This is a genomic window from Streptomyces sp. NPDC006610, from assembly GCF_040611575.1.
Classification (GTDB): Bacteria; Actinomycetota; Actinomycetes; order Streptomycetales; family Streptomycetaceae; genus Streptomyces.
In genome coordinates, this window is record NZ_JBEXOP010000050.1 from 15765 (window position 1) to 37484 (window position 21720).

Here is a 21720-nt window from a genome sequence, read left to right on the forward strand (position 1 = left end):
TCGGGTCTTCGGACAGGGCGAGCGGTCTGCTGGCGATGGGGAGTGACACGGTGATGGGCACGGCGGAGCAGCGAACGACGCCCGGCGAGGACAGGGCCGCGCGAGGCGCCGCGCGGCAGGGCGCCGACACGCGGGAGCACGGCGTGGAGACGGGTCGATCCGGCGGAGCGGAAGGGCAGTTGGCGACCGAGGAACGGGAACCGGCGCACCGGCGACCGGCGGAGCGGATATCCGCGGCGGGCGGGCCGGCGGCGCGGCCCGCCGGGCGGGAGGCTGCCCGGGAGCGGCCCCGTTACCGGCCGTTGTGGGTCGAGGAGCCCGCGAAGCGGCGGCGGCTGCCCGACCCGGTGCGCACGGCGGCGGTGCGGGCCGTGCTGATCATCTCGGTGACGCTGATCCAGGCCATGGTGGCTTTTCTGACCACCCTGGCCGGATCGTGGCTGGCGCTCCCGATGGTGCTCACCAGCATCGCCAGTACGGTGGCGGCCACCTGGGCGGTGCTCGACGTCTGGGTGACGCGCCAGGTGTGGAACCAGCGCAACGGCGTGGTCTCGACGCCGAGCAGCACCGCGCGGGCGCTGCGCCGTGAGCGTCGCCGGGCCCGGCGGCAGGCGCGGGCCGCCGAGCGGACGCAGGAGCGGATACGCAGGAGGGGCGGGACCGGGCAGCTGTCCCACCCCTGAGAGCGCGTCGGGTCCCCGTGGTTGGCGGGGTTCGCGTCAGGCCGGGCGTTTGAACATCCGCGTCGCCGTGATCTCGCTGCGGACCGCTTCCCCTTCGCCGTCGGCGCTCGGCCGGGGCAGTCCGGGGCGCAGGTGTTCCTCGACGCTGATGTACTTCAGCCCCGCGCGGAGGTCGGCGTCGTTGCGCAACCTGATGACCAGCGGGAACTCCGCCAGCGCGGTGGTGTCGAACAGGCCGGTGGTGTAGAGGAGCTGGACGCCGAGGGCGTCGGACACCGCCCGCTGGAGTTCCAGCAGATAGGTGGCGTTGGCCCGGCCGATGGGGTTGTCCAGGAACAGGGTGCCCGCGTGCCGGTGCTTGTCGCGACCCCGGTCGTTGCTGCGCAGTGCGGCCATCGTGCAGTACAGGGCGATGGCGGCGGTGAGCAGCTGGCCGCCGGAGAACACGTCGCCCATCTGCCCGACGGGGACGCGCTCGGCGCGCAGCACGGCGTCCGGTTTGAGGATCTCGACGGCGACGCCCTTGGGCTGGAGGGCGGCGGCCACTCCGCGCAGCAGCAGGGACATGCCGTCGCGGCGCAGGTCGGAGTTCTTCTTGACGGCGGCGCGGGTCGCCTCGTCGACGACCTCGCCGAGCCGCTCGGTGAGGGTGGCCTGGTCGGGTTCCTCGAACCGGATGCGCAGGAACTCCTGCCCCGACCACTCACCGAGCCCTTCGGGCAGCCGGGACAGCCGCTGGGCGGAGCGCAGGGTGGCCAGGGCAGACTCCACCAGACCGCGCAGACGGTCCACGATCGAGTCGCGGTTGCGCTCCAGCTGGTCCAGTTCGTCGGTGAGGACGCGCAGGCGGGGCGCGAAGGCGTCGGCCCACTTGCGGGCATGCTCGGGCAGGGCCGCGGCGGGCAGTTCGCGGATCTGCTGTCGGGCCGGGGTGCGGACCTGCTCGTAGCGGGTGGAGTTGGCGTGGCGGACGAGGATGTCGCTCGCCTCGCGCACGGCTGCCTCGGCGGCCGAGAGGTCGGCGGCGCAGCCGCGCAGTGATCTGCGGGCCTCGGCGGCGGACCTCCGGGCCTCCTCCAGCCCACCGGGGTAGGGCTCGGGCGCGCCCGGTTCCTCCTCGCCGACCGGCTCGCGCAGCAGGTCGCGCAGCAGGGCGGCGATCTCGTCGAAGCCGCCGGCCGCGTCCTCGGCGGCGCGGTGGGCGTCGAGCAGTTCGGCGTGCGCCTCCCGCGCGCGGGACAGCGCCTCGGTACGGGAGGCGAGTTCGGCGGTGGCCGTGCGCAGCAGGGACTGGGCGTGCTCGGCGTCGCGGGGCCGCAGTTCCTCGGGGAGTTCGGTGTGGGCGCCACCGTCCTCGGGCGCGAGCCGCTCGGCCTCGCCGCGCAGCCTGCCGAGCTGCTCGCTGGCGCTGGACATCCGGGTCTCCAGCAGTTGCACGAGTTCCTCGGCACGGACGACCGCGGCCTGCCGGGAAGGCCCGTCGGAGCCGTCGGGGGACTGAAGAAGCTGCTCGGCACGGGTGCGGACCTTGTTGCTCAGCCGGTCCAGCTCGGCGCGGGCCGCGCTCTCGTCGCTCTCGGCGCGCGCCTGCTCGGCCCGCAGGTCGGCGCCGACGCCGACCTTCTCGTACACCTGGGAGGCGGCGCGGTACGCCTCGCGCAGGGCGGGCAGGGACGCCTTCGGGGTGTCGGCGTCGTCGTCCGGTACGTCGTCGGGGGCGCCGGCGATCTCGGAGCGCTCGGCGCGCAGGGCACGCGCCGTGCGGCGGGCGTCGTCGGCCGCGCGCTGAGCGGCGCGCCGGTCCTCGTCGGCGGCGCGGGCGCGTTCCAGGCACGCCTGGGCCCGGGCCTCCGACTCGGCGGCCTCGTCGGCGAGTTCGCGCAGGCGCACCTGCCAGCGGGCGCGTTCGCGCAGCCGGGAGGCGAGCCCGGCGAGTGCGTCGGCCGCGCGCCGCGCCTTCTGCGCGGCCTCCTGCCGCTCCTCGCGCACCTGCGCGGCCTCGGCGGCGGCCTCCTCGGCCTCCGCCCGCCGGGTGCGCGCCTCGGTCAGCTCGGCCTCGGCCTCGGCGGCGAAGGCGCGGGCGTCGTGGGCCGCCCGGGCCAGCTCGGTCAGCCGTCCGGCCGGGCAGCCGGCGCGCCAGGAGGCCAGGCGGGCGGAGAGTTCCCGGTCCTTGCCGAGACGGGCGGCGAGGGTGCGGATCTCCTCGTCCCGCGCGGTCGCCCGGGCGCGCAGCGCCTGCCGCTCCTCGTCGGCGGCGTGTTCGTCGTGCATGGCGGGGTTCGGCGGTACGAGGAAGACGTCGGCCGTGCCGGAGCCCTCGGCCGGAGCCGGGGCGAGAAGTGCGGCGGCGGTGCCGACGGCGACGGCCGAGCGCGGGAGCAGCGCGGCCTCGCCGAGGGCCTCGCGGGCGCGGGCGTGCGAGGCGGGGTCGGTGATGATCACGCCGTCGACCAGTTCGGGCCGGGCGGCCAGCACACGGGCGTGGTCGGCGGGGTCGACGGCCTGGGCGAGGTAGCGCCAGCCGGGCAGTGCGGGGATGCCGTGCTCGCCGAGGTACTCCACGGTGGCCAGGACGTCCGGGCCCGGCGGCAGCAGTCCCCCGTCGCCGAGCGCGCCGAGGATGCGGGCGTCGTCGGCTGCGGCGGTGCGCAGTTCGAACAGCTGCCGCTCCGCGGAGGAGACGGCGTCGTCGAGGAGTTCGCGCAACTCGTCGGCGAAGCGGTCGAGTTCCTCGGCGGTGAGGGCGCCGGTCCCGTCGGCCGGTTCCCCGGTGGGGGCGGCGTCCTCCTGCCTGGGCTGCGGGATGCCGACGCGCACGTCGTGCCCGGCGAGGCCCAGCAGCTCCGCGAGCCTTTCCTCGCCGGCCAGCGCCCGGGCGGTGCGGCGCTCCGCGTCGTGGGCGTGTTCGGCGGACAGTGCGGCGTCGGCCGCGCGGGCGGCCGTCAGCTCCGCGCGGGACTCGGCCGCGGTCGCTTCCCGGGCCTGCTCGGCGGCGCGGCGTGCCGCCTCGCGGGCGGTGTCCCAGGCGGCCACGGCGGCCTTCTCGGCGTCGCTGGCGGCGAGCGCCGCGCGCGCCGGGTCGGCGTCGGGCGCGCTGTCGTCCAGCCAGCCCGCGCGCACGGCCTCGGCGGTCTCCTGCTCGACCTCGGACAGGCGCTGGCGCAGGTGCCCGGCCTCGCTGCGGGCCCGCTGCGCCTCGGTGGCGGCGGCGGTGGAGTCCCGGTGGGCGAGGTCGCCGGCCTCCTGGAGGGCGGCGGACCGCTCCTCCTCCTCGTTGGCGAGGGACTCGGCGCTCTGCGCGGCGGCGTGCAACGCCCGGACGAGGTCGACGGCTGCCCTGGTGCGCGCGGCGAGCGCGGGGGCGGCGTCCCGTTCGGCCTCCTGGATCGCGGCGGCGACCCTGGCCACCCGGTCGGCGGCGGCACGGTGGCGCAGCACGGCCTCGGCGGCCTGCCAGGCGGCGTGCAGGGTGCGCGCCTCGGCCAGTTCGCGCTTTTGCGCGGCGGCCTGCTTCTCGGCGGCGGCGAGCGCGAGGGAGGCGTGCCGGTAGGCCAGTTCGGCCGCGATCAGCGCGCTGCGCTCGCGCCCGGACTCGGCCTGGGTGACGGCGTGCGCGGCCGCCGTGACCCGCTGGGCGAGGTCGGCGGCCCGCGCCCGCTCCTGCGCGCCGCGCGCGGACAGCCGCCGGGCCAGGGTCCGGGTGCGCCGCTCGGCGCCGGCGTGGACGTCCCGGGCGCGGGAGCGGGCCTCGGCGGCATCGACGATCCGTCCGAGCAGATCGACCGATCCGGCGGTGAAGTCCCGTTCGGCGATCAGCTCGGCGCGCCGGCCGAGTTTGCTGCCGAAGCCGCTGACGAGGTCGGCGAGGCCGTCCGTGTCGCGGGTGTCGGTGACGGCGCGCAGCAGCAGGTCGGTGAAGTCGGAGTCCTTCTTGACCGCGAAGAGGCCGGCCGCCTCGCCCTCGTCGGCGTTCATCTCCCGCTGGTAGCGGAAGAGTTCGGGGTCGAGGCCGAGGTCGCCGAGGTGCTCGGTCCAGCGCTCATGGATGTCCTCCCAGTGCACCTCGAGGTGCGGGTAGGCCTTGCCCGCCTCGGTGAGGGCGTCCCGGAAGCCCTTCATCGTGCGGCGGCGCCCCTGCGCCCCGGACTGGCCCTCGACGGGCGGCCGTACGGCGGTGGACTCGGCCACGGGCAGGTTGTCCAGGCTCAGTCCGGGGCCCGGCCGGAAGGAGTACCAGGCCTCGGCGAACTTCCGCGGGTCGCTGGAGACCTGGCGGCCGCGCCACTCGCTGACCTTGCCGACGACGACCAGCTCGCCGGTGAGGACGTGCTGCCACTCCAGCGCGACGTGTCCGCAGTCGTCGGCGAGCAGGAACTTGCGCAGCACGCCGGAGCTGGCGCCGCCGAGGGTGTTGCGGTGGCCCGGCAGCATCACCGAGAAGATCAGCTTCAGCAGCACGGACTTGCCGCCGCCGTTCTCAAGGAAGAGCACTCCCGCGGGCGCGGGCCGACGCGGCGGGCCGGCGGGCTCCTCCTCGAAGAACTCCGCCTGGGCGGGTGCGGGGTCGGGCACGGGCTCACCCACACCGCGCAGGTCGAGCACGGTGTCGGCGTAGCGCGCGCCGGCGGGCCCGATGGAGTAGAGGCGGACCCGGGACAGCTCGTACATGGCGGACTCTCGTAAGTCTTCGGCAGGTGGGGGTTCAGGCGGAGTGGAAGGGCAGCCCGGCGTCGGCCACCAGGTCGAGGTCGTCGGTGTCCTCGGGCGGCAGCAGGGTCGGCGTGCCGTCGGTGACCGGGACGATGCCGAGGTCCAGCAGCTCGGCCATGGCGGCGCTGCCGGCCATGTCACGGACCTGGAGCTGGTAGCGGGCGGTGGTGCGGTAGGTGCCGCCGTTGTCGTCGCCGGTCCGCTGGAGGAACCCGGAGTCCGTGAGGAAGGCCACGGCCTTGCCGACGATGCCGGTGGTGGAGCCGGCGAGGCGGCGGGCGTCCTTGGTGGCGCCGGCGGCGCTGCGTCTGACCCAGATCCGCCAGGCGGCCTCCAGTCCCGGCGCGTCGGAGACGGGGTCGGTGTTCTCCCCCTGCTGCGCCGCCCGTTCCTCCAGCCGGCGGCAGGCCTGGCGGACGAACGCGTCGACGCCGTTGACCGTGACGCGGCCGATGTAGCCGTCGTCGGCGAGGTCCTCGGGGCGCGGGAAGGCCATGGCGGCGACGGCGAGGTGGGCCAGCCCGTGCAGGAACCGGTCGGCGGAGTCGGCGGCGGTGCGGCGGGCGTAGTCGCCCATGCGCACGGCGAACACGGAGTCCTCGGCGGCGGTCACGGCCATGCCCGCGCGGGGGGACACCTCCAGGACGACGAGCCCGAGCCCGGCGGCCACGGCGTCCGCGAGCCGGGCGAACGGCGGGTCCTCCCGGTAGCGGCGCAGCAGGTCGGCGTACTCCTGGTCGCGCGCCGGCAGCAGCCTGGGCTGGAGCCCGAAGGCGACGAGCCGGGCCGCGTCGGCGGCGTCGGCGGGGGTGACGGCGGCGCCCGCCGGGGAGGGGGCGTCCGGCTCACTCCACTCGACGTGCTCGCTCACGACTGCGACTCCTTGCTCTGGGGACGGGGTGCGGGGACCGCGCCGGTGCGGGTGCGGCGGGGGGCGGCGTACGGCGTGGCGCGGCGTCCGACGCCTGTACGGGCGCGGGTGCGGCAAGGGCCGGCATACGGCATCGGGTGGGCTCCGACACCGGTGCGGGCACGAGCGCGGCGAGGGCCGGCATACGGCGTCGCACGGCCTTCCACCGGCGACCCGGCACGCGGCATCGCGCCAACGCCCGCCGGTCGGCCGACGTACGGCACCACGAAGCCCTCTGCCGACCGTCCGACGTGGGGCAACACGCGACCCGCTGCCGATCGCTCGGCGGGCCGCATCACGCCACCTCCTGCCGGTCGGCCGCCATCCCGGCCGCGTCCAGCAGCGCCGTGCCCACGATCAGGTCGGCACCGCCGAACTCGGGATCGTCCAGCTCCGTCCCGTCGTCCACCGCGAACAGCAGCTTCTCCTCGCCCTGGCGGTAAGCCGTGCCGACCGCGGGGCTCGCGGCGTGGATCGCCATGAGGGCCACCAGGTACGGCAGGTCGGGGTCGCGGCGGCGCGCCTGCGCCAGCAGGCCCGACAGCCGCCGGGGGGCGTCGGCGGGCAGGTCCAGCAGCTTTCTGGCAGCCGCCAGCTGCTCCTCGCTGAAGCGACTGTCGTCGGGCGTGGCGATGAGGTCCGGCTCCGGCATCTCCGCGCCCAGGTGCTCCCGCTCGACCGGCGGTGTCAGCAGGATGTCGACCAGGTCGCCGACCCTGACGGACACCGGCGTGCGCAGTCCCGTCCCGCGCGCGAAGAAGGCGTCGGTGACGCGGATGGCCTGCTCCAGGGGCAGCGGCAGCAGCGGCGCGACCAGCTGTCCGTACAGGTCGATCCCGGACGCCGGGGCGGGCGGGGCGAAGGCCTGCCGGTCCTGCTCGGCGCGGAACAGCGGGCCGGCCTCCAGCAGACGTGACTGGAGCTGGGTGTGGCGCCGGATGCAGTCCTTGACGATGTCGACCAGTTCGGCGGCGCGCCGCTTGTGCTCGGGGTCCTCGGACTCGTCGCGGGCCTTGCGGATGTTGGTGAGGATGGCGTTCTCGTGACGGTAGCGGTCGGCCACATGGTCGAGGGCCTCGGCGATCATGTCGGGCACGGTGGTGAGCCAGTCCACCGCGCGGACGTTGCGCCGGGTGGCCTCCAGCGCCCTGCGCAGCGTCTCGGAGTACTGCACGGTGCGGTAGCGGGCCTGCTCGGCGGCGAGCTGGGCGTCGGCGAGCCGGCCGCGGCTGATCAGCACCTCCAGCTTGACCTCGGCGGCGATCTGGGCGCTGGTGACATCGGTGTCGAGGGCGCCGACGAGGACGTTCACCGCTTCGTCGGTGGTGCGCAGGTAGACGCTGCCGCCCGGGCCGGGCACCTCCTCGATCAGCTTGAAGTCGTAGTCACGGCGGACGTATGTGCCGTCCGGGGCGAAGGTGCCGTAGACGGCGCGGAAGCCGCGGTCCACGCTGCCGACGTTGATCAGGTTCTCCAGGACCCAGCGGGCCACCCGCTCGTGCTCGGCGGCGGGGCGGCGCGGGGCCTGGGCGGCTGTGCGCGGGACGAGCCGGGCGACCACCTGATCGTGGTCGGCGCCGGTGTCGAAGTCCATGTTCAGCGTGATCAGGTCGATGGCCGCGAGGGCGATCTCCGCCATGCCGTACACCGAGTACTCGCCCGCCAGGTTGGCCTTGCGCGCGTCGAGGTCGTGCAGCGGCGCGGTGCAGGCGAGCGCGCGCAGCCGCCGCGCCAGTCCCTCGTCGGCGGCCGGGCCCACGGCGGGGCGCGGCCCCGCGCTGAACTGGGGCGGAACGCTGTCCGTCGATGCAGGCGAAGTCACGGTGCACAGAGTAGGTCCTCGGTCTGACAACGACCCAAACGGCGCAGAACCGCCCCCTGCCCGCAGCGCTCCCGTCTGCGTCCACTGCTCCCGCGCCCGCCGGCTCGCGTGCCTGCTCCCGCGCCTACGGCTCCTGCGCCACCCTGCGCCGGTAGACCTCCGCGATCCGCTCCCGCGAGTCGTCGAGGTAGACCTCCAGCAGCCGCTCGGCGCCCTCCCGGTCGCCGGAGCGCAGGGCCTGGAGGATCTGGCGGTTGCGCGCGAGATAGGGCTCGTGCAGGCGGCGCGGGTCGTCCACGACGTGGAAGGCCAGGCGCAGCTCCGCGAAGACGCTGCGCATCAGCTCCCCGGTGCGGTCGCTGCCGGCGAGGGCGACCAGCTCGCGGTGGAAGTGGATGTTGGCGGTGCCCAGCGCGTTCCAGTCGTGCTCGACGGTGGCCCGCTGCCCCTCCTCGACGGCGGCGGCGAGCCCGTCCAGGGCGTACGGCGGCTCGCCGAGTCCGCGCACGACCGCGCACTCGACGAGCCGCCGGGTGCGGTAGATGTCCTCGACGTCCTCGACCGTGAGCACGCGCACGAAGACCCCCCGGTTGAGCTCGTGAACGAGCAGCCGTTCGTGGGTGAGCAGCCGGAACGCCTCGCGCAGCGTGTTGCGGGAAACGCCGAGCGCGCCGCCGATGCTCTCCTCCGACAGCCGGGTCCCCGGCGGGAAATAACCCTCGGCGATGCGGCTTCGGAGGATGTCCGCGACGCGTTCGGCGGTGCTGGTGCGCCCCAGGAGCGCGCGGTCGTCGGCCAGTCCGGTCAGCTGCTCTGCCATGCCGGAATTCAAGCGCAGAAACAGGAACGAAACAACAAGGGTATTGAGGGATCGTTCAACGATCCTCTACCTTGCTGGGTACGGCGTCGCCGCCCGCACCGTGGCGGCCGTCGCTTCCGCACGGCACGGCTCAGTCCGCAGCACCCTCCCTCCACCCACTGCGAGGTGCACATGAGCGCGAACCCTGCACCGACTCCTCCGCCGACGTCCACGCCCGCTTCCGCGCCGGTCCCGTCCCCGGACTCCGCGCCGGGCGCCCCGGCCCCTGCACCCCGCCCCACGGCCACCGGCCGCGGACCCGGACCGGGCGATCGCGCCGGCACGGGCGGGCCCGCCGGCACGGGCGACCCCAGCGGCAACGGCGGCTCCGCGGACACCGGCGCCTTCGCCTGGCTCCGCGCCCTCGGCCCGCGCGGACGACGCGCCTTCGCCGGAGCCTTCGGCGGCTATGCGCTCGATTCGTATGACTACTTCACGCTCCCTCTGAGCATGGTCGCGCTGGCCGCCCACTTCGGCCTGGACAGCGGCCAGACGGGCCTGTTCACCACCGTCACCCTGGTGGTCTCCGCGGTCGGCGGCGCCCTCGCGGGCGTGCTGGCGGACCGGATCGGCCGGGTCAGGGCGCTGATGATCACGGTGATCACCTACGCCGTCTTCACCGTGGCCTGCGGCTTCGCGCCCAACTACGAGACGCTGCTGGTGTTCCGGGCGCTCCAGGGCCTCGGCTTCGGCGGCGAATGGGCCGTGGGCGCGATCCTGGTGGCCGAGTACGCGAGCGCCCGGCACCGCGGGCGCACCCTCGGCGTGATCCAGAGTTCCTGGGCCGTGGGCTGGGCCCTGGCGGCGATCGTCTACACGCTGGTGTTCTCGTTCCTCGGCGACGAACTGGCCTGGCGGGTGATGTTCTGGACGGGTGCGCTGCCCGCCGTCCTGGTCATCTGGATGCGCCGCCGGGTGCACGACGCCCCGGAGGCGGTCGCCGCCCGCGAGAGGGCCCCGCACAAGGGCTCGTTCGCCGCGATCTTCCGGCCGGGCACGGCCGCGGCGCCGGGTCTGCTGCGCACGACCGTGTTCGCCGTGCTGCTCTCCACCGGCGTCCAGGGCGGCTACTACACGCTGGCGACGTGGGTGCCGACGTACCTCAAGACCGAGCGCGACCTGTCGGTCGTCGGCACCGGCGGTTATCTGACGTTCCTGATCTCCGGCGCGTTCCTCGGCTACCTGACGGGGGGTTACCTCACCGACCGGCTGGGCCGCCGGCGCAACATCTGGCTGTTCGCCCTGCTGTCGGCGGTGTGCATCCTGGCGTACGCCAACATCCCCAGCGGCGCCAACACCCTGCTGCTGGTGCTGGGCTTCCCGCTCGGGTTCTGCATGTCGGCCATCTTCAGCGGCTTCGGCTCCTTCCTGAGCGAGCTGTACCCGACCGAGGTGCGCGGCACCGGGCAGGGCTTCACGTACAACACCGGCCGGGCCGTGGGCGCCGTCTTCCCGACGACGGTCGGCTTCCTGGCGGACAGCTGGGGCGTCGGCGGCGCGCTGGTCTTCGGCGCGATCGGTTACGGCCTCGCCGCACTGGCCCTGTTCGGACTGCCCGAGACTCGTGGAAGGGAACTGGCGTGAACCGCACACAGGACCGTCCCCTGACCGTCGTGGACCCGCACGCGCGCGCGTGGAGCCCGGAAACCGCCCGCGCCCGCTTCCGGGCGGGCCTGGCCGGCCCCACCGCCGGGGTCGCCGCGGGCCACACCCAGGTGAACCTGATCTCGGTGCCCGCCGACTGGGCGTACGACATGCTGCTGTTCTGCCAGCGCAATCCCCAGCCCTGCCCGGTGCTCGACGTGACCGACCCGGGCGCCGTGACCACGGTGCTCGCGGCGGACGCGGACCTGCGAACCGATCTGCCGCGCTACCGGGTGTGGCGGAAGGGCGAGCTGGTGGACGAGCCGACGGACGTGCTCCGCCACTGGCGGCCCGACCTGGTGTCGTTCCTGATCGGGTGCAGTTTCACCTTCGAGTGGGCGCTGACCGGCGCGGGCGTCCCGCTGCGCCACATCGAGCAGGGGCGCAACGTACCCATGTACGTGACCAACCGTCAGTGCCGGCCCGCCGGGCGGCTGCACGGCCCCATGGTGGTGTCGATGCGTCCGGTGCCGCCCGGGCGCCTGGCGGCGGCGATCCGGGAGAGCAGTCTGCTGCCCGCGGTGCACGGCGGCCCGGTGCACTGCGGCGACCCGTCCGCCCTCGGCATCGCCGACCTGGCCCGTCCCGACTTCGGCGACCCGGTGGTCGCGGAGCCCGAGGACATCCCGGTGTTCTGGGCCTGCGGCGTGACTCCGCAGGCCGCCGTGATCGCGTCCCGGCCGCCGTTCGCCATCACCCATGCGCCGGGGCAGATGTTCCTGACCGACGCCCGCGACGAGCAGTACCGCGTCGGGTGACACGGTCCGGTGGGGTCGGACGGCGAGGCCGAGGTCTTCCCGGCCAGCAATCGGGTGACGCATCGGGTGACACATTCGGGTGAGAAAATGGACAGCGCACGTCCGGCACGAGGGGACTCATGACCGCGATCGATCTCAACGCCGACCTGGGAGAGGGCTTCGGGCGCTGGCGGCTGACCGACGACGAGGGACTGCTGTCCGTCGTCACCAGCGCCAACGTGGCCTGTGGCTTCCACGCCGGGGACGCCCCCACCATGCGCCGGGTGTGCGAGCTGGCCGCCGCGCGCGGGGTGACGATCGGCGCCCAGGTCTCCTACCGGGACCTCGCCGGGTTCGGGCGGCGCGCGATGGACGTGCCGCCCGCCGAGCTGGCGGCCGAGGTGGCGTACCAGATCGGCGCCCTGGAGGTGTTCGCCCGTGCGGCGGGCGCGCGCGTGGCCTACGTCAAGCCGCACGGGGCGCTGTACAACCGCGCGGTGCACGACGAGGCGCAGGCCCGCGCGGTCGTCGACGGCGTGCTTTTGGCCGGCGGCGCGCTGCCGGTGCTGGGACTGCCCGGCTCACGGCTGCTGGAGCTGGCCGGCGAGGCGGGGCTCCCGGCCGTCCCGGAGGCGTTCGCCGACCGCGCGTACACCGACGAGGGCACGCTGGTGCCGCGCGCCCACGACGGAGCCGTGATCAGCGACCCGGAGGCCGTCGTGGAGCGCTCGCTGAGCCTGGCCCGGACCGGGAAGGTCGCCTCCCTGTCCGGGGCGCGCATCGGCGTACGCGCGCGCTCCCTGTGCCTGCACGGGGACACGCCCGGCGCCGTAGAGCTGGCCCGTCGGGTCAGACGGCGGCTGGAGGAGTCCGGGGTGCGGGTGGAGGCCTTCGCATGAGAGTGCTGCCCGTCGGCGACGACGCCCTGCTCGTGGAGGTGGCCTCCGGGCGGGAGGCGCGGGCGCTCCACGCCGAGCTGCTGCGCCGCCGCGCGGAGGGCTCGCTCGTGGTGCGGGAGATCGTCCCTGCGGCCCGTACGGTCCTCCTCGACGGTCTGGCCGAGCCGGGCCGGCTGGCCGGTGAGCTGACCGCCGCCGAAGCGCCGCCCGCTCCCCCGCCCGCGCGGGAGGCGGTCGAGCTGCGCGTGCGCTACGACGGGCCCGACCTCGCGGACGTCGCCGCCCTGTGGGGCGTGTCCGAGGAAGAGGTGGCCCGCATCCACTGCGGGACCGAGTACGAGGTCGCCTTCTGCGGGTTCGCGCCCGGCTTCGGCTACCTCACTGGTCTGCCGCCCCGATACCACGTCCCCCGCCGCGACACGCCGCGCACCGCCGTGCCCGCCGGTTCGGTCGGGCTGGCGGGCGCCTACACCGGCGTCTACCCGCGCACGTCGCCGGGCGGCTGGCAGCTGATCGGCACCACCGACGCGGTGCTGTGGGACCACACGCGCGCGCCGGCCGCCCTGCTGTCGCCGGGCACGCGCGTCCGTTTCGTTCCGGCGGGGCGGGTGGGCCGGTCATGAGCGACCGTGCGCTCGCCGTCGTACGGGCCGGGGCGCTGACCACCGTCCAGGACCTGGGGCGTCCGGGCCACGCCCACCTGGGGGTGCCCCGCTCGGGCGCCCTCGACCCGCCCGCGGCGGCGCTGGTCAACCGGTTGGTCGGCAACCCGCCCGAGGCGGCCGTCCTGGAGACGACCCTCGCCGGCTGCGCCCTGCGCCCCCGCTCGACGGTCACCGTGGCGGTCGCCGGCGCGCCCTGCCGGGTCACCGTCGACGGACGCCCGGCCGCCTGGGGCGCGCCGGTGCGGGTGCCCGGCGGCGCGCTGCTGGACGTCGGCCCGGCCGTGCGGGGCGTACGCGGCTATGTGGGCGTCGCCGGCGGCATCGCCGTCGAGCCGGTGCTCGGCAGCCGCTCCACGGACCTGCTGTCGGGCCTGGGCCCGCCGCCGCTCACGGACGGCGCGGTGCTGCCCCTCGGGCGGATGGCCGGGGCGCCCCACGCGCGTGTGGACGTGGCCCCTCAGCCGGCGCCCCCGGCCGAGCTCGTCCTGCGGGTGACCCTCGGTCCCCGCGACGACTGGTTCACCCCGTCGGCGGTGGCGGCGTTCGCCTCGCGCGCGTACCGGGTGTCCCCCGCGAGCAACCGCATCGGCCTGCGCACCGAGGGGCCCGTGCTGGAGCGGGCCCGCGCGGGCGAACTCCCCAGCGAGGGCATGGTCCTCGGTGCGGTCCAGGTCCCGCCCGACGGCCGGCCGGTCGTCTTCCTCGCCGACCACCCGACCACCGGCGGTTACCCGGTGATCGCCGTCGTCCGCGCGGCCGACCTCGCGGCGGCGGCTCAGGCGGTCCCGGGCACGCCGGTGCGGTTCGTGCCGGTGCGCCGCCGCTGACCGCACGCCGGATCCCCGCCGTACGGGCGCTACGCGGCCACCCCCGCACCCGGCCGCGCCTCGCCGACGGACACCGGCACGGGCAGGTGGTTCACGGTCGCATCCTTCGCCGTCGGTCCCTGCACGGCGTGCTCCTTCACCGCCAGGTCGGCGACGGCGAGGTCCCTCCTCCCTGCCGGGCCCCGCGCCGCCGCCCGATCCGCCGCCGTCAGGCCCTCCGCCCTCAGGCCCTCCGCCGTGAGGTCCGCAACCCCCGTCCGCCGCGCCACGGGCTCCGGCGCCGGCAGCGCGGCCAGCGCCGCGGACACCGACTGCGCGGCCCGCAGATCGAGCAGGCCGACCGTCCCCCGCGCGCGGTGGCGCATCTCGTCGGCGGCCAGGCGCAGCAACTGGGGCAGCAGGTCGTTGCACCGGCGCGCGATCCAGGCGCTGCCCTGCGTGGCCAGCCACCACAGGCTCGCCGACCTGCTGGGCGGCGGGAACTCCGGTTCGGGCGAGGGCGCCGGACCGGTCGCCAGGCCCGCCTCGGCCAGCAGGGCGTGGAAGCGCAGCGCGAGCTGCCGGTGGCCGCGCTCTGCGGGATGCAGCCGGTCGGAGCTCCACATGGCCCGGTCGGTGAGCCAGGCGCCCTCGGCGGCGTGCAGGTGCAGCGCCCCGTACCGCTCGGACAGCGCGTGCACGACCGTGTTCACCGCCTGCTGGCGCCGGGCCAGCGGGCGGGCCAGGGCGCCGGGCAGCCCGAGCATCGCGCCGGGGTCGGGCAGACAGGCGGTGAGCAGCACCGCGCCCTGCTGGACGAGGGCCGAGTACACCCGGTCGAGACGGGCGGCGACGTGATGGACGTCGAAGGTACGGCGCAGCGTGTCGTTGACGCCGACGAGGACGGAGGCGACGTCGGCGCGCAGGGTCAGCGCCGCGGGCAGCTGGTTCTCCAGGACGTCCCGGGTCTGGGCGCCGCTGACCGCGAGGTTGGTGAACCCGGCGGGCTGCTCGCACAGCCCGCCGGCGAGCAGCGCGGCCCAGCCGCGCCACCCGTTCCCCACCGGATCGCCCACTCCCTCGGTCAGCGAGTCCCCGAGGGCCACGTAACGGACGGGGGGTCTCATGCGAGGCCCTCCGCGGGGACGAAGGGCCGCTCGGTCGCCTTGGCGTCGTGCGCGGCGAGGAACTCCCGTACGGCGGTGTCCCAGCCGAAGCACTCGGCACGCGCGCGTGCCGCCTCCCGGCGCGTCTTCTCGGGCCCGTCCAGCAGGGCCTGGACGGCGTCGGCGAAGGCGTTGCCGCTGTCCGCCGCGGTGGCCCCGGCGGAGCCGATCACCTCGGGCAGCGCGGAGGAGGAGCTGGCGACGACCGGTGTGCCGCAGGCCATCGCCTCCAGCGCGGCGAGCCCGAAGGTCTCGGCCGGCCCCGGGGCCAGGCACACGTCGGCGGAGGCCTGGAGGGCGCCGAGCAGACCGCGGTCGGAGACGTGCCCGAGGAAGGTGGCCGGCAGACCGCGCTCGGTCGCCCGCTGCTCCAGCCGGGCCCGCAGCGGTCCGTCGCCGGCGACGACCAGCACGGCCCGCACCCCGCGCCGACGCAGCGCCTCCAGGGCGTCAAGGGCGGTGCCGGGCCGCTTCTCCACGGACAGCCGGGAGCACATCACCAGCAGCGTCTCGTCCGCGTGGGCGTGCCGGTCGCGCAGCGCGGGGTCGCGCAGGGCGGGATGCCGGGCCACCAGGTCGACGCCCAGGGGGGCGCGTACGACGTTGCGTGCGCCGATGCGGACGAACTCCCGTTCGGCGAACTCGGTGGTGCACACGACCTTGGAGTAGGTGTGGGCGGTGCGGACGTTGAGGCTGTCGGCGGCGCGGCGGGACAGGTTCTCGGACAGGCCCCAGGTGCGCAGCACGCCGTCGGCGGTCTCGTGGGAGACCATCACGGCGGGCACCCGGGCGCGCCGGGCCCATTTGCCGGTCCAGCGCAGGGTGGTGCGGTCGGAGACCTCCAGGCGGTCGGGGCCCAGGTCCTCCAGGAGGGCGGCGACGCGGCGCCGGTCGATCAGGACGCGGTAGCCGCCGGTGCCGGGCAGGAGCGGCCCCGGCAGGGTGATGACGCGGCCCTGCTCGGTCTCCTGGTCGGTGTGGCGCTCGCCCGGCACGATCAGGACGGGCTCGTGGCCGGCGGCCTTGAAGCCCTTGCCGAGTTCGCGCAGGGCGGTGCGCAGACCGCCGGAGGAGGGGGCGACGAAGTTCGCCAGGCGGACGATGCGCAGGGGCTCGCTCATGCCGCCACCGCCGGCCTGCGGGCTTCGAGCACGGCCGCGTAGTGCTCGATGAGCTGGTCGCCGACGGCGGCCCAGGTGCGGCCCTCGACCGTGGCCCGCGCGGTGGCGCCGAAGACGCGGCGCAGTTCCGCGTCGGCGGCCAGGGCGGCCACGGCCTCCCGTACGGCGTCGGCGTCGCGCGGCGGGACGAGGATTCCGGTGCGCCCGTGGTCGACCAGGTCCAGCGGGCCGCCGGCGGCGGGCGCGACGACGGGAACGCCGCTCGCCATGGCCTCCTGGACGGTCTGGCAGAAGGTCTCGAACGGGCCGGTGTGGGCGAAGACGTCGAAGGAGGCGAAGATCCGGGCGAGTTCGTCGCCGGTGCGGCGGCCGAGGAAGACGGCGCCGGGCAGCGCCTCCTCCAGACCGGGCCGGCTCGGTCCGTCGCCGACGACCACGACGCGCACGCCGGGCAGGCCGCAGACGCCGGAGAGCAGCTCGACGTGCTTCTCGGGGGCGAGCCGTCCGACGTAACCGACGATCAGCTCGCCGCCCGGGGCGAGTTCCCGGCGCAGTGCCTCGTCGCGCAGCCCCGGGCGGAAGCGCGCGGTGTCCACGCCGCGCCGCCACAGCCGGACTCGGGGCACGCCGTGGATCTCCAGGTCGCGCAGGGAGGCGGTGGACGGGGCGAGGGTGCGGTCGGCGGCGGAGTGCACGGAGCGGATGCGCCGCCAGGCGGCCGCCTCGCCGGCGCCCAGGTAGGTGCGGGCGTATCCGGCCAGGTCGGTCTGGTAGACGGCCACGGCGGGGATGCGCAGCCGGGCGGCGGCGGCCATGCCGCGGACGCCGAGGACGAAGGGGCTGGCCAGGTGCACGATGTCGGGGCGGTGCTCGACGAGCGCCGCGGCCAGGCGCCGGCTGGGGAGGGCGACGCGGACCTGGGGGTAGCCGGGGAGCGGGAGGGAGGGGACGTGGACGACCGGGCACGGCGCGAGAGCGCCGGCCTGCTGTCCGGGAGCGGGAGCCGGTGCGACGACGAGGGGAGCGTGACCGCGATCGACGAGGTGTCGGGCGGTCTGGAGCGCGCAGTGGGCCACGCCGTTCACATCGGGGGGAAAGGATTCGGTCACGATGACGACACGCATAGGGGTGTTGTCGCCGTGCCGGACGTGGCCGCGTCAACGTCGATCTTTCCGGCCGGGGAACGGTCCATGAGCGTTGCGCTGCACACCCGCGCAGGTCAGGCCTCGTCCATGTACTTCTGACTCCCGGGTAACCCCTCGTTCACACGGCGGGCGCGTCGGGGCCGATCCGGCTGCGCACCGCCGTCTGGACCTCCGCCTCCTCGGCCGGATCCGACGCCAGCCGCCGCAGTTGCTCCTCGACCCGCGCGTCGCCGGTCTCGGCGTGCCGGGCGGCGAGTTCCCTGGTGGTCTCCTCGCAGTCCCAAAGGCATTCGACGGCGAATCCGGCGGGGAAGGAGGGGTCGGTGGCGGCGAGCGCCCTGGCCGCCCTGCCACGCAGGTGCGAGGAGGCCGTCTCGCGGTAGATGTGGCGCAGCACGGGGGCGGCGCAGACGATGCCGAGACGCCCGGCGCCGTCGACCAGGGTCCACAGGGTCGGCGCGTCCGGGCCCTCGCCCCGCACGGCCTCGCGCAGCGCGCCGAGGACGAGGTCGCTGTCCTTGGTCCCGCCCCGGCAGGCGAGCACCCGCCCGGCGGCAGCGCCCAGCTCGTCGGGCCGACGGGCCCAGCCGCGCGCCCGGTCCACGGCGACGGGCCCGCTCATCCGTTCGAAGGCGTCGACGGCGGCCTGCAGGACGGGCGCCGGCCCGGTCGCCACGGCCAGCTCGATCAGGTCGAGGGCATCGGGGTCGGCGCTGTCGGCGAGATAGCGCAGCGCGGTGCAGCGGGCGCCCTCGGAGCCGTCCTGGGCGGCTCGCAGGATCTCGGGCCGGTCCTCGGGGCCCGCCACGGCGGCGAGGCAGCGGGCTGCCGGGACATGCAGCGCGGCGCCGCGCTCGATGCCCTGCTGGGCCCATGCGAAGACGGCCGCGACGCTCCAGCCGGGCCGGGGGCCGGCCGGCCGCATCTGGCGCGTCCAGCGGTCGAAGCAACCGGTCTCCTGGGCGGCGCGGACCCGCCCGGCGATGGACGGGCGCGGATCGTCGGCCCACAGCCGCCAGGGACGGGGCTCGAAGGCGTCGCGCACGGCTGCGGCCAGCTCGGCCTCGCCCTCGGCGTCGGTGGCGAACCGGGCCAGCACGGGCGCGGCCAGGGCACGAAGCCCGGCGTCGTCGTCGCGCAGCGCGAGTTCGTCCAGGGCCCAGGCCCAGTTGCCGCCGTGGGCGGCGTACCGGCGCAGCAGGGCGAGGGCGTCGCGCCTGCCGTAGGAGGCGAGGTGGCCGAGGACGGCGAGGGCCAGACCGGTGCGGGACTCGTCGGTGTCGACGAGGTCCTCGGGGGCGAACAGGTGCGCCTCGATGGCGTCGATGCCGCCGCCCAGGTCGAGGTAGAGCCGGGCGTAGTAGAGGGAGCGGTTCTCGACCTGCCAGTCGTGACGGGGGTCGTGGCGCACACACTGGTCGAGCGCGGTGAGCGCCTCGTCGCGCGGGGCGGTGAGCGCGTGCAGCGTGCCGTCGCCGCGGCCCCGCTGGAGCAGGCCGAGCAGCGTGCCACTGGGCGCTATGACCGGATCGAACATGGGAAACAGCCTCACATCAAGCGTCGACGCAACCGGGGACGTGCATTACCTGGCCGCGTGACAACACGTCGGGGCGCCCGCCGTCTCTTGCTTGTTGTAGACCATCTTCCTCTGCCTCTCGTCGGTGGCCCATGCGGGCCGCATCACGGCCCGCGCGGTGCGGCAACACCTGCCCAGCCATCGCGTCCGTGAATCACGACGTCATGATGACCCGGCGCTTCTCGATGCCGCGACCGAAATTTCGGGCGGTCCCGTACCGCCTCCCCCGTTTTCCGTGTCGCGCCTGGTCGGACGGGGTTTCCCGGCCGGCCGCGGCGCTGCGGTCAGCTGGTGCCGAACAGCTCCAGCAGGTCCCCCTTGTCGAACATACGTGCCGTATCGATGGCCGAGGGAGTGCCCGCGCAGGGGTCGGCGCCGCCGTCCAGCAGGGCCCGGATCACCTCCTGCTCACCCTTGAAAACCGCCCCCGCGAGGGGGGTCTGCCCCCGGTCGTTGACGCGGTCGGCCTCGGCGCCGCGCTCCAGCAGCGCGCGCACGGTTCCCGCGTGGCCGTGGTAGGCGGCGAGCATCACGAGGGAGTCGCCGCGGTCGTTGGTGAGGTCGGCCGGCACGCCCGCGTCCACGTACGCCGCGAGTTCTTCGGTCCGGCCCCGCCGGGCCAGCTCGAAGATCCTGGTCGCGAACTCCACGACCTCGGGGTCGGGGGCTTCGGTCATCGGCGGGACCGCCTCTCACTGCACGCGTCGGGGACCGTGGGGGGGGGAGCACCGTCCGTCCGCGAGCGGTGCGGCCGTACGGGTGAAATGCCAGCGTACTGGCTCGGCGGGCACATCAGCGGCGCCCGCCGAGGCAAGGATCAGCAATGCACCCGCCGGGCACGACGCACGGGCGACAGGCCGGGGACGACCTCCGCCACCTGGGCGAAATCGAGCGATTTTCACCCAGTTGCACCTTTAATCGTATGGATACATGCTGTGATCCTGGAAGTACTCATGGTGACTGTCCCCCTCGACACCAGGAGACCTCATGATCCTGTCCATCTCAGGCGTCGTCCTGCTCGGCATCGTCGTCTTCATCTTCCTGCGCAAGGACGGGCTCAAGGTGTCCCACGCCCTGGTCGCCGTCCTGTTCGGCTTCTACCTCGCCAGCACGGCCATCGCGCCGAGCATCAAGGCGGGCGGCGAGAGCCTGGCGAGCCTCCTGGGCGGCCTCAAGTTCTGACGCCCCGTCCGCCCGGACCCCCCGACCCGCTCGTACGCACCTCCAGGAGACAGCAGTGGCCCGGCGCCCCCTCCCCCGCATTCTGAGCAACGGCAGCGCCCGGTTCGCGCGGAGCCGGGAGCTGGCCCGGACGGCGGCCGACAGCGCCACCGACGTCCTCCACCCGCTGATCACGATCACGCGCGGTCTGCGCCGGCTGGCCTCGGCCGGGCGGCGCAAGTGGGCCGGCACCCCCAAGGACCGGCGGGGCCCCCTGCTGTTCATGGCGGCCTCGGTGCTCCTGGTCGTCACGCTCGTGCCGTACGGCCCGCTGCTCGCCGTCGTCACGCTCATGGCGGCGGCGGCCTGGCAGGGGCGGGACCGCTCCCGGTCGGCCGGCGACGGCGCGGACGACTCCCGCACGCAGCGGCTGCGGGCCCTGTACGAGGCGCTGGTCCCGTACTTCTCGGTGCCCGAGGACCCGGCCCCGCTCTACTCCCACGGCGGGGCGTGGGAGAAGGCCTTCCCGGAGTACGAGTTCGACGGCACCGGCCGCACCACCCATCTCGTGATCCGCTACCCGGCCTACTTCGCGGACGGCGAGCGCGAGGCCCGGGCGCGGATCGAGCACCTGGTCGGCGCCAAGTCGGGCCGCGGCCGCGAGTACCACTTCCTGTGGGACGAGGAGGGCAACCAGCTCACGGTCTCGGTGCTCGCGCCGTTGCCCACGGACATCGCCGCCCAGCCCTTCGTCACCGCCCCCGGCGAGACGGTCCTCGGCTTCACCGACCCCGGCGAGGTCCCGCGCACGCTCCCGCTCACCCACGGCGAGGAGCGGCGCGACGTCCCGCCGGTCGTCTGGCGCACCGGCATCCGCTCCACCGAGCCGCATCTGCTGGTCGTCGGCCAGCCCGGCAGCGGCGCGTCGACGCTGCTGCGGTCGGTGGCCCTCCAGGCGGTCCAGCACGGCGACCTGCTCGTCGTCGACGGCGGCGGCACCGGCGAATACGCCTGTCTGACCGGACGGGACGGCGTGCTGGCGGTGGAGTGCGCGCTCGCCGGCGCCCTGGCCGGCCTGGAGTGGGCCGCCACCGAGACGGAACGGCGGCTCATCGCCGTCAACCGCGCCCGTCAGGCGGGCCAGCCGCCGCCGGACGACACCAGGCGGCCCCTGTGGATCCTGCTGGACCGCCCGGCCGCGCTGAGCCAGGTGGCCGCGGCCGACGGTCACCGCGACCCGCAGTCCCTGCTCCAGATCCCGCTCCGGCACGGCCGCGCGGCGAGCGTCACGGTGGTCGTGGCCGAGCAGTTCGACACCCTGGACGCGCTCGGCGACCCGGTGCGCCAGCACACCCGCGCGCGCGTGGCGCTCGGCCAGGCCACCGCGGCCCAGCTGGAGGCCGTGCTGGGCGCGCCCCCGCACACCACGCCCCCGACCCAGGTCCCGCCCGGCCGCGGCTACGCCCGCCTGGGCACGGGCCCGGTCCTGCGTCTCCAGGTGCCGGCGACGCCGGACCCGTACGACGACGCCACGAGCGACGCCCACCGGCAGGCCGTGCTGGAGCTGCTCCCGCCGCGCACCGCCCCGGCGGACGGCGAGCGGGTCCCCGTCGAGGGCGAGGCCGCGCCGGAGCCGGCGGACGCGCCGGCCCCCGAGCCGGTCGTCACGATCAAGACCCCGGTGCCCACCCTGGACGGCGAGCCGGTGACCGTGCCCACCCTCGACGCCGGACCCGCGCCCGTGCCCACCCTCGACGCCGAGTCGGTGGGGGCCGACACCGCCCCGGCGAAGACCCCGTAGGCCCCCGGTCCCCAC

General features: G+C 75.5%; 16 protein-coding genes and 1 pseudogene. 8 read left to right on the forward strand and 9 right to left on the reverse strand.

The window, feature by feature from the left end; genetic code table 11:
• Positions 1-35 precede the first annotated feature (35 nt).
• Positions 36-683 (forward strand): hypothetical protein, encoded by a 648-nt coding sequence (locus tag ABZY13_RS29780; RefSeq protein WP_356636195.1) that lies wholly within the window; start codon positions 36-38, stop codon positions 681-683.
• Positions 684-719: 36 nt separating this feature from the next.
• On the opposite strand, the gene ABZY13_RS29785 is transcribed toward ABZY13_RS29780, so the two are convergent.
• The 4 genes from ABZY13_RS29785 to ABZY13_RS29800 form a co-directional block, all read right to left on the reverse strand.
• Positions 720-5351 carry a hypothetical protein gene (locus ABZY13_RS29785; protein ID WP_356636197.1) on the reverse strand — a complete coding sequence of 1544 codons (4632 nt, stop codon included), beginning with the start codon at positions 5349-5351 and terminating at the stop codon, positions 720-722.
• Between the two features lie 34 nt (positions 5352-5385).
• The gene (locus tag ABZY13_RS29790; protein WP_356636199.1) at positions 5386-6264 is read right to left on the reverse strand and encodes a hypothetical protein; all 879 of its coding nucleotides are present in this window, start codon (positions 6262-6264) and stop codon (positions 5386-5388) included.
• 334 nt (positions 6265-6598) lie between these two features.
• Entirely contained in the window at positions 6599-8125 is a 1527-nt protein-coding gene (locus ABZY13_RS29795) for a hypothetical protein (RefSeq protein ID WP_356636201.1), read from the reverse strand.
• Positions 8126-8249: 124 nt separating this feature from the next.
• Positions 8250-8945, reverse strand: coding sequence for a GntR family transcriptional regulator (locus ABZY13_RS29800; RefSeq protein ID WP_356636203.1), 696 nt, complete (start codon positions 8943-8945; stop codon positions 8250-8252).
• A gap of 171 nt (positions 8946-9116) precedes the next feature.
• Between ABZY13_RS29800 and ABZY13_RS29805 the strand changes: the two genes are divergently transcribed.
• The 5 genes from ABZY13_RS29805 (at position 9117) to ABZY13_RS29825 (ending at position 13756) form a co-directional block, all read left to right on the forward strand.
• Complete coding sequence (locus ABZY13_RS29805; RefSeq protein WP_356636205.1) at positions 9117-10568, forward strand: MFS transporter; 1452 nt, start codon at positions 9117-9119, stop codon at positions 10566-10568.
• A complete protein-coding gene (locus ABZY13_RS29810; protein WP_356636207.1) occupies positions 10565-11386 on the forward strand; it encodes a putative hydro-lyase in 822 nt (273 codons plus the stop codon). Before ABZY13_RS29805 ends, ABZY13_RS29810 begins: the two co-directional genes overlap by 4 nt.
• 119 nt (positions 11387-11505) lie before the next feature.
• Positions 11506-12264 (forward strand): 5-oxoprolinase subunit PxpA, encoded by a 759-nt coding sequence (locus ABZY13_RS29815; protein ID WP_356636209.1) that lies wholly within the window; start codon positions 11506-11508, stop codon positions 12262-12264.
• Entirely contained in the window at positions 12261-12887 is a 627-nt protein-coding gene (gene pxpB / locus ABZY13_RS29820) for a 5-oxoprolinase subunit PxpB (protein ID WP_356636211.1), read from the forward strand. Before ABZY13_RS29815 ends, pxpB begins: the two co-directional genes overlap by 4 nt.
• The gene (locus ABZY13_RS29825; RefSeq protein ID WP_356636213.1) at positions 12884-13756 is read left to right on the forward strand and encodes a biotin-dependent carboxyltransferase family protein; all 873 of its coding nucleotides are present in this window, start codon (positions 12884-12886) and stop codon (positions 13754-13756) included. The genes pxpB and ABZY13_RS29825 overlap by 4 nt, the downstream gene beginning before the upstream one ends.
• 284 nt (positions 13757-14040) lie before the next feature.
• On the opposite strand, the pseudogene ABZY13_RS29830 reads toward ABZY13_RS29825, so the two are convergent.
• From ABZY13_RS29830 to ABZY13_RS29850, 5 genes and pseudogenes are all read right to left on the reverse strand, one after another.
• Positions 14041-14862 (reverse strand): annotated as a pseudogene (locus ABZY13_RS29830) (SGNH/GDSL hydrolase family protein); the annotation flags it as partial.
• Complete coding sequence (locus tag ABZY13_RS29835; RefSeq protein WP_356636215.1) at positions 14859-16022, reverse strand: glycosyltransferase; 1164 nt, start codon at positions 16020-16022, stop codon at positions 14859-14861. The gene ABZY13_RS29835 and the pseudogene ABZY13_RS29830, both read right to left, overlap by 4 nt.
• Positions 16019-17146, reverse strand: a complete 1128-nt coding sequence (locus tag ABZY13_RS29840) for a glycosyltransferase family 1 protein (RefSeq protein ID WP_356636217.1) — start codon at positions 17144-17146, stop codon at positions 16019-16021. The genes ABZY13_RS29835 and ABZY13_RS29840 overlap by 4 nt, the downstream gene beginning before the upstream one ends.
• Positions 17147-17285: 139 nt before the next feature.
• Positions 17286-18704 (reverse strand): HEAT repeat domain-containing protein, encoded by a 1419-nt coding sequence (locus ABZY13_RS29845; RefSeq protein ID WP_356636219.1) that lies wholly within the window; start codon positions 18702-18704, stop codon positions 17286-17288.
• A 323-nt stretch (positions 18705-19027) separates the two neighbouring features.
• Positions 19028-19420, reverse strand: coding sequence for an ankyrin repeat domain-containing protein (locus ABZY13_RS29850; RefSeq protein ID WP_356636221.1), 393 nt, complete (start codon positions 19418-19420; stop codon positions 19028-19030).
• A gap of 310 nt (positions 19421-19730) precedes the next feature.
• On the opposite strand from ABZY13_RS29850, the gene ABZY13_RS29855 reads away from it, so the two are divergent.
• Both ABZY13_RS29855 and ABZY13_RS29860 read left to right on the forward strand, forming a co-directional pair.
• Entirely contained in the window at positions 19731-19925 is a 195-nt protein-coding gene (locus ABZY13_RS29855) for a hypothetical protein (RefSeq protein ID WP_356636223.1), read from the forward strand.
• A 55-nt stretch (positions 19926-19980) separates the two neighbouring features.
• Positions 19981-21705 (forward strand): hypothetical protein, encoded by a 1725-nt coding sequence (locus ABZY13_RS29860; RefSeq protein WP_356636225.1) that lies wholly within the window; start codon positions 19981-19983, stop codon positions 21703-21705.
• Positions 21706-21720 lie beyond the last annotated feature (15 nt).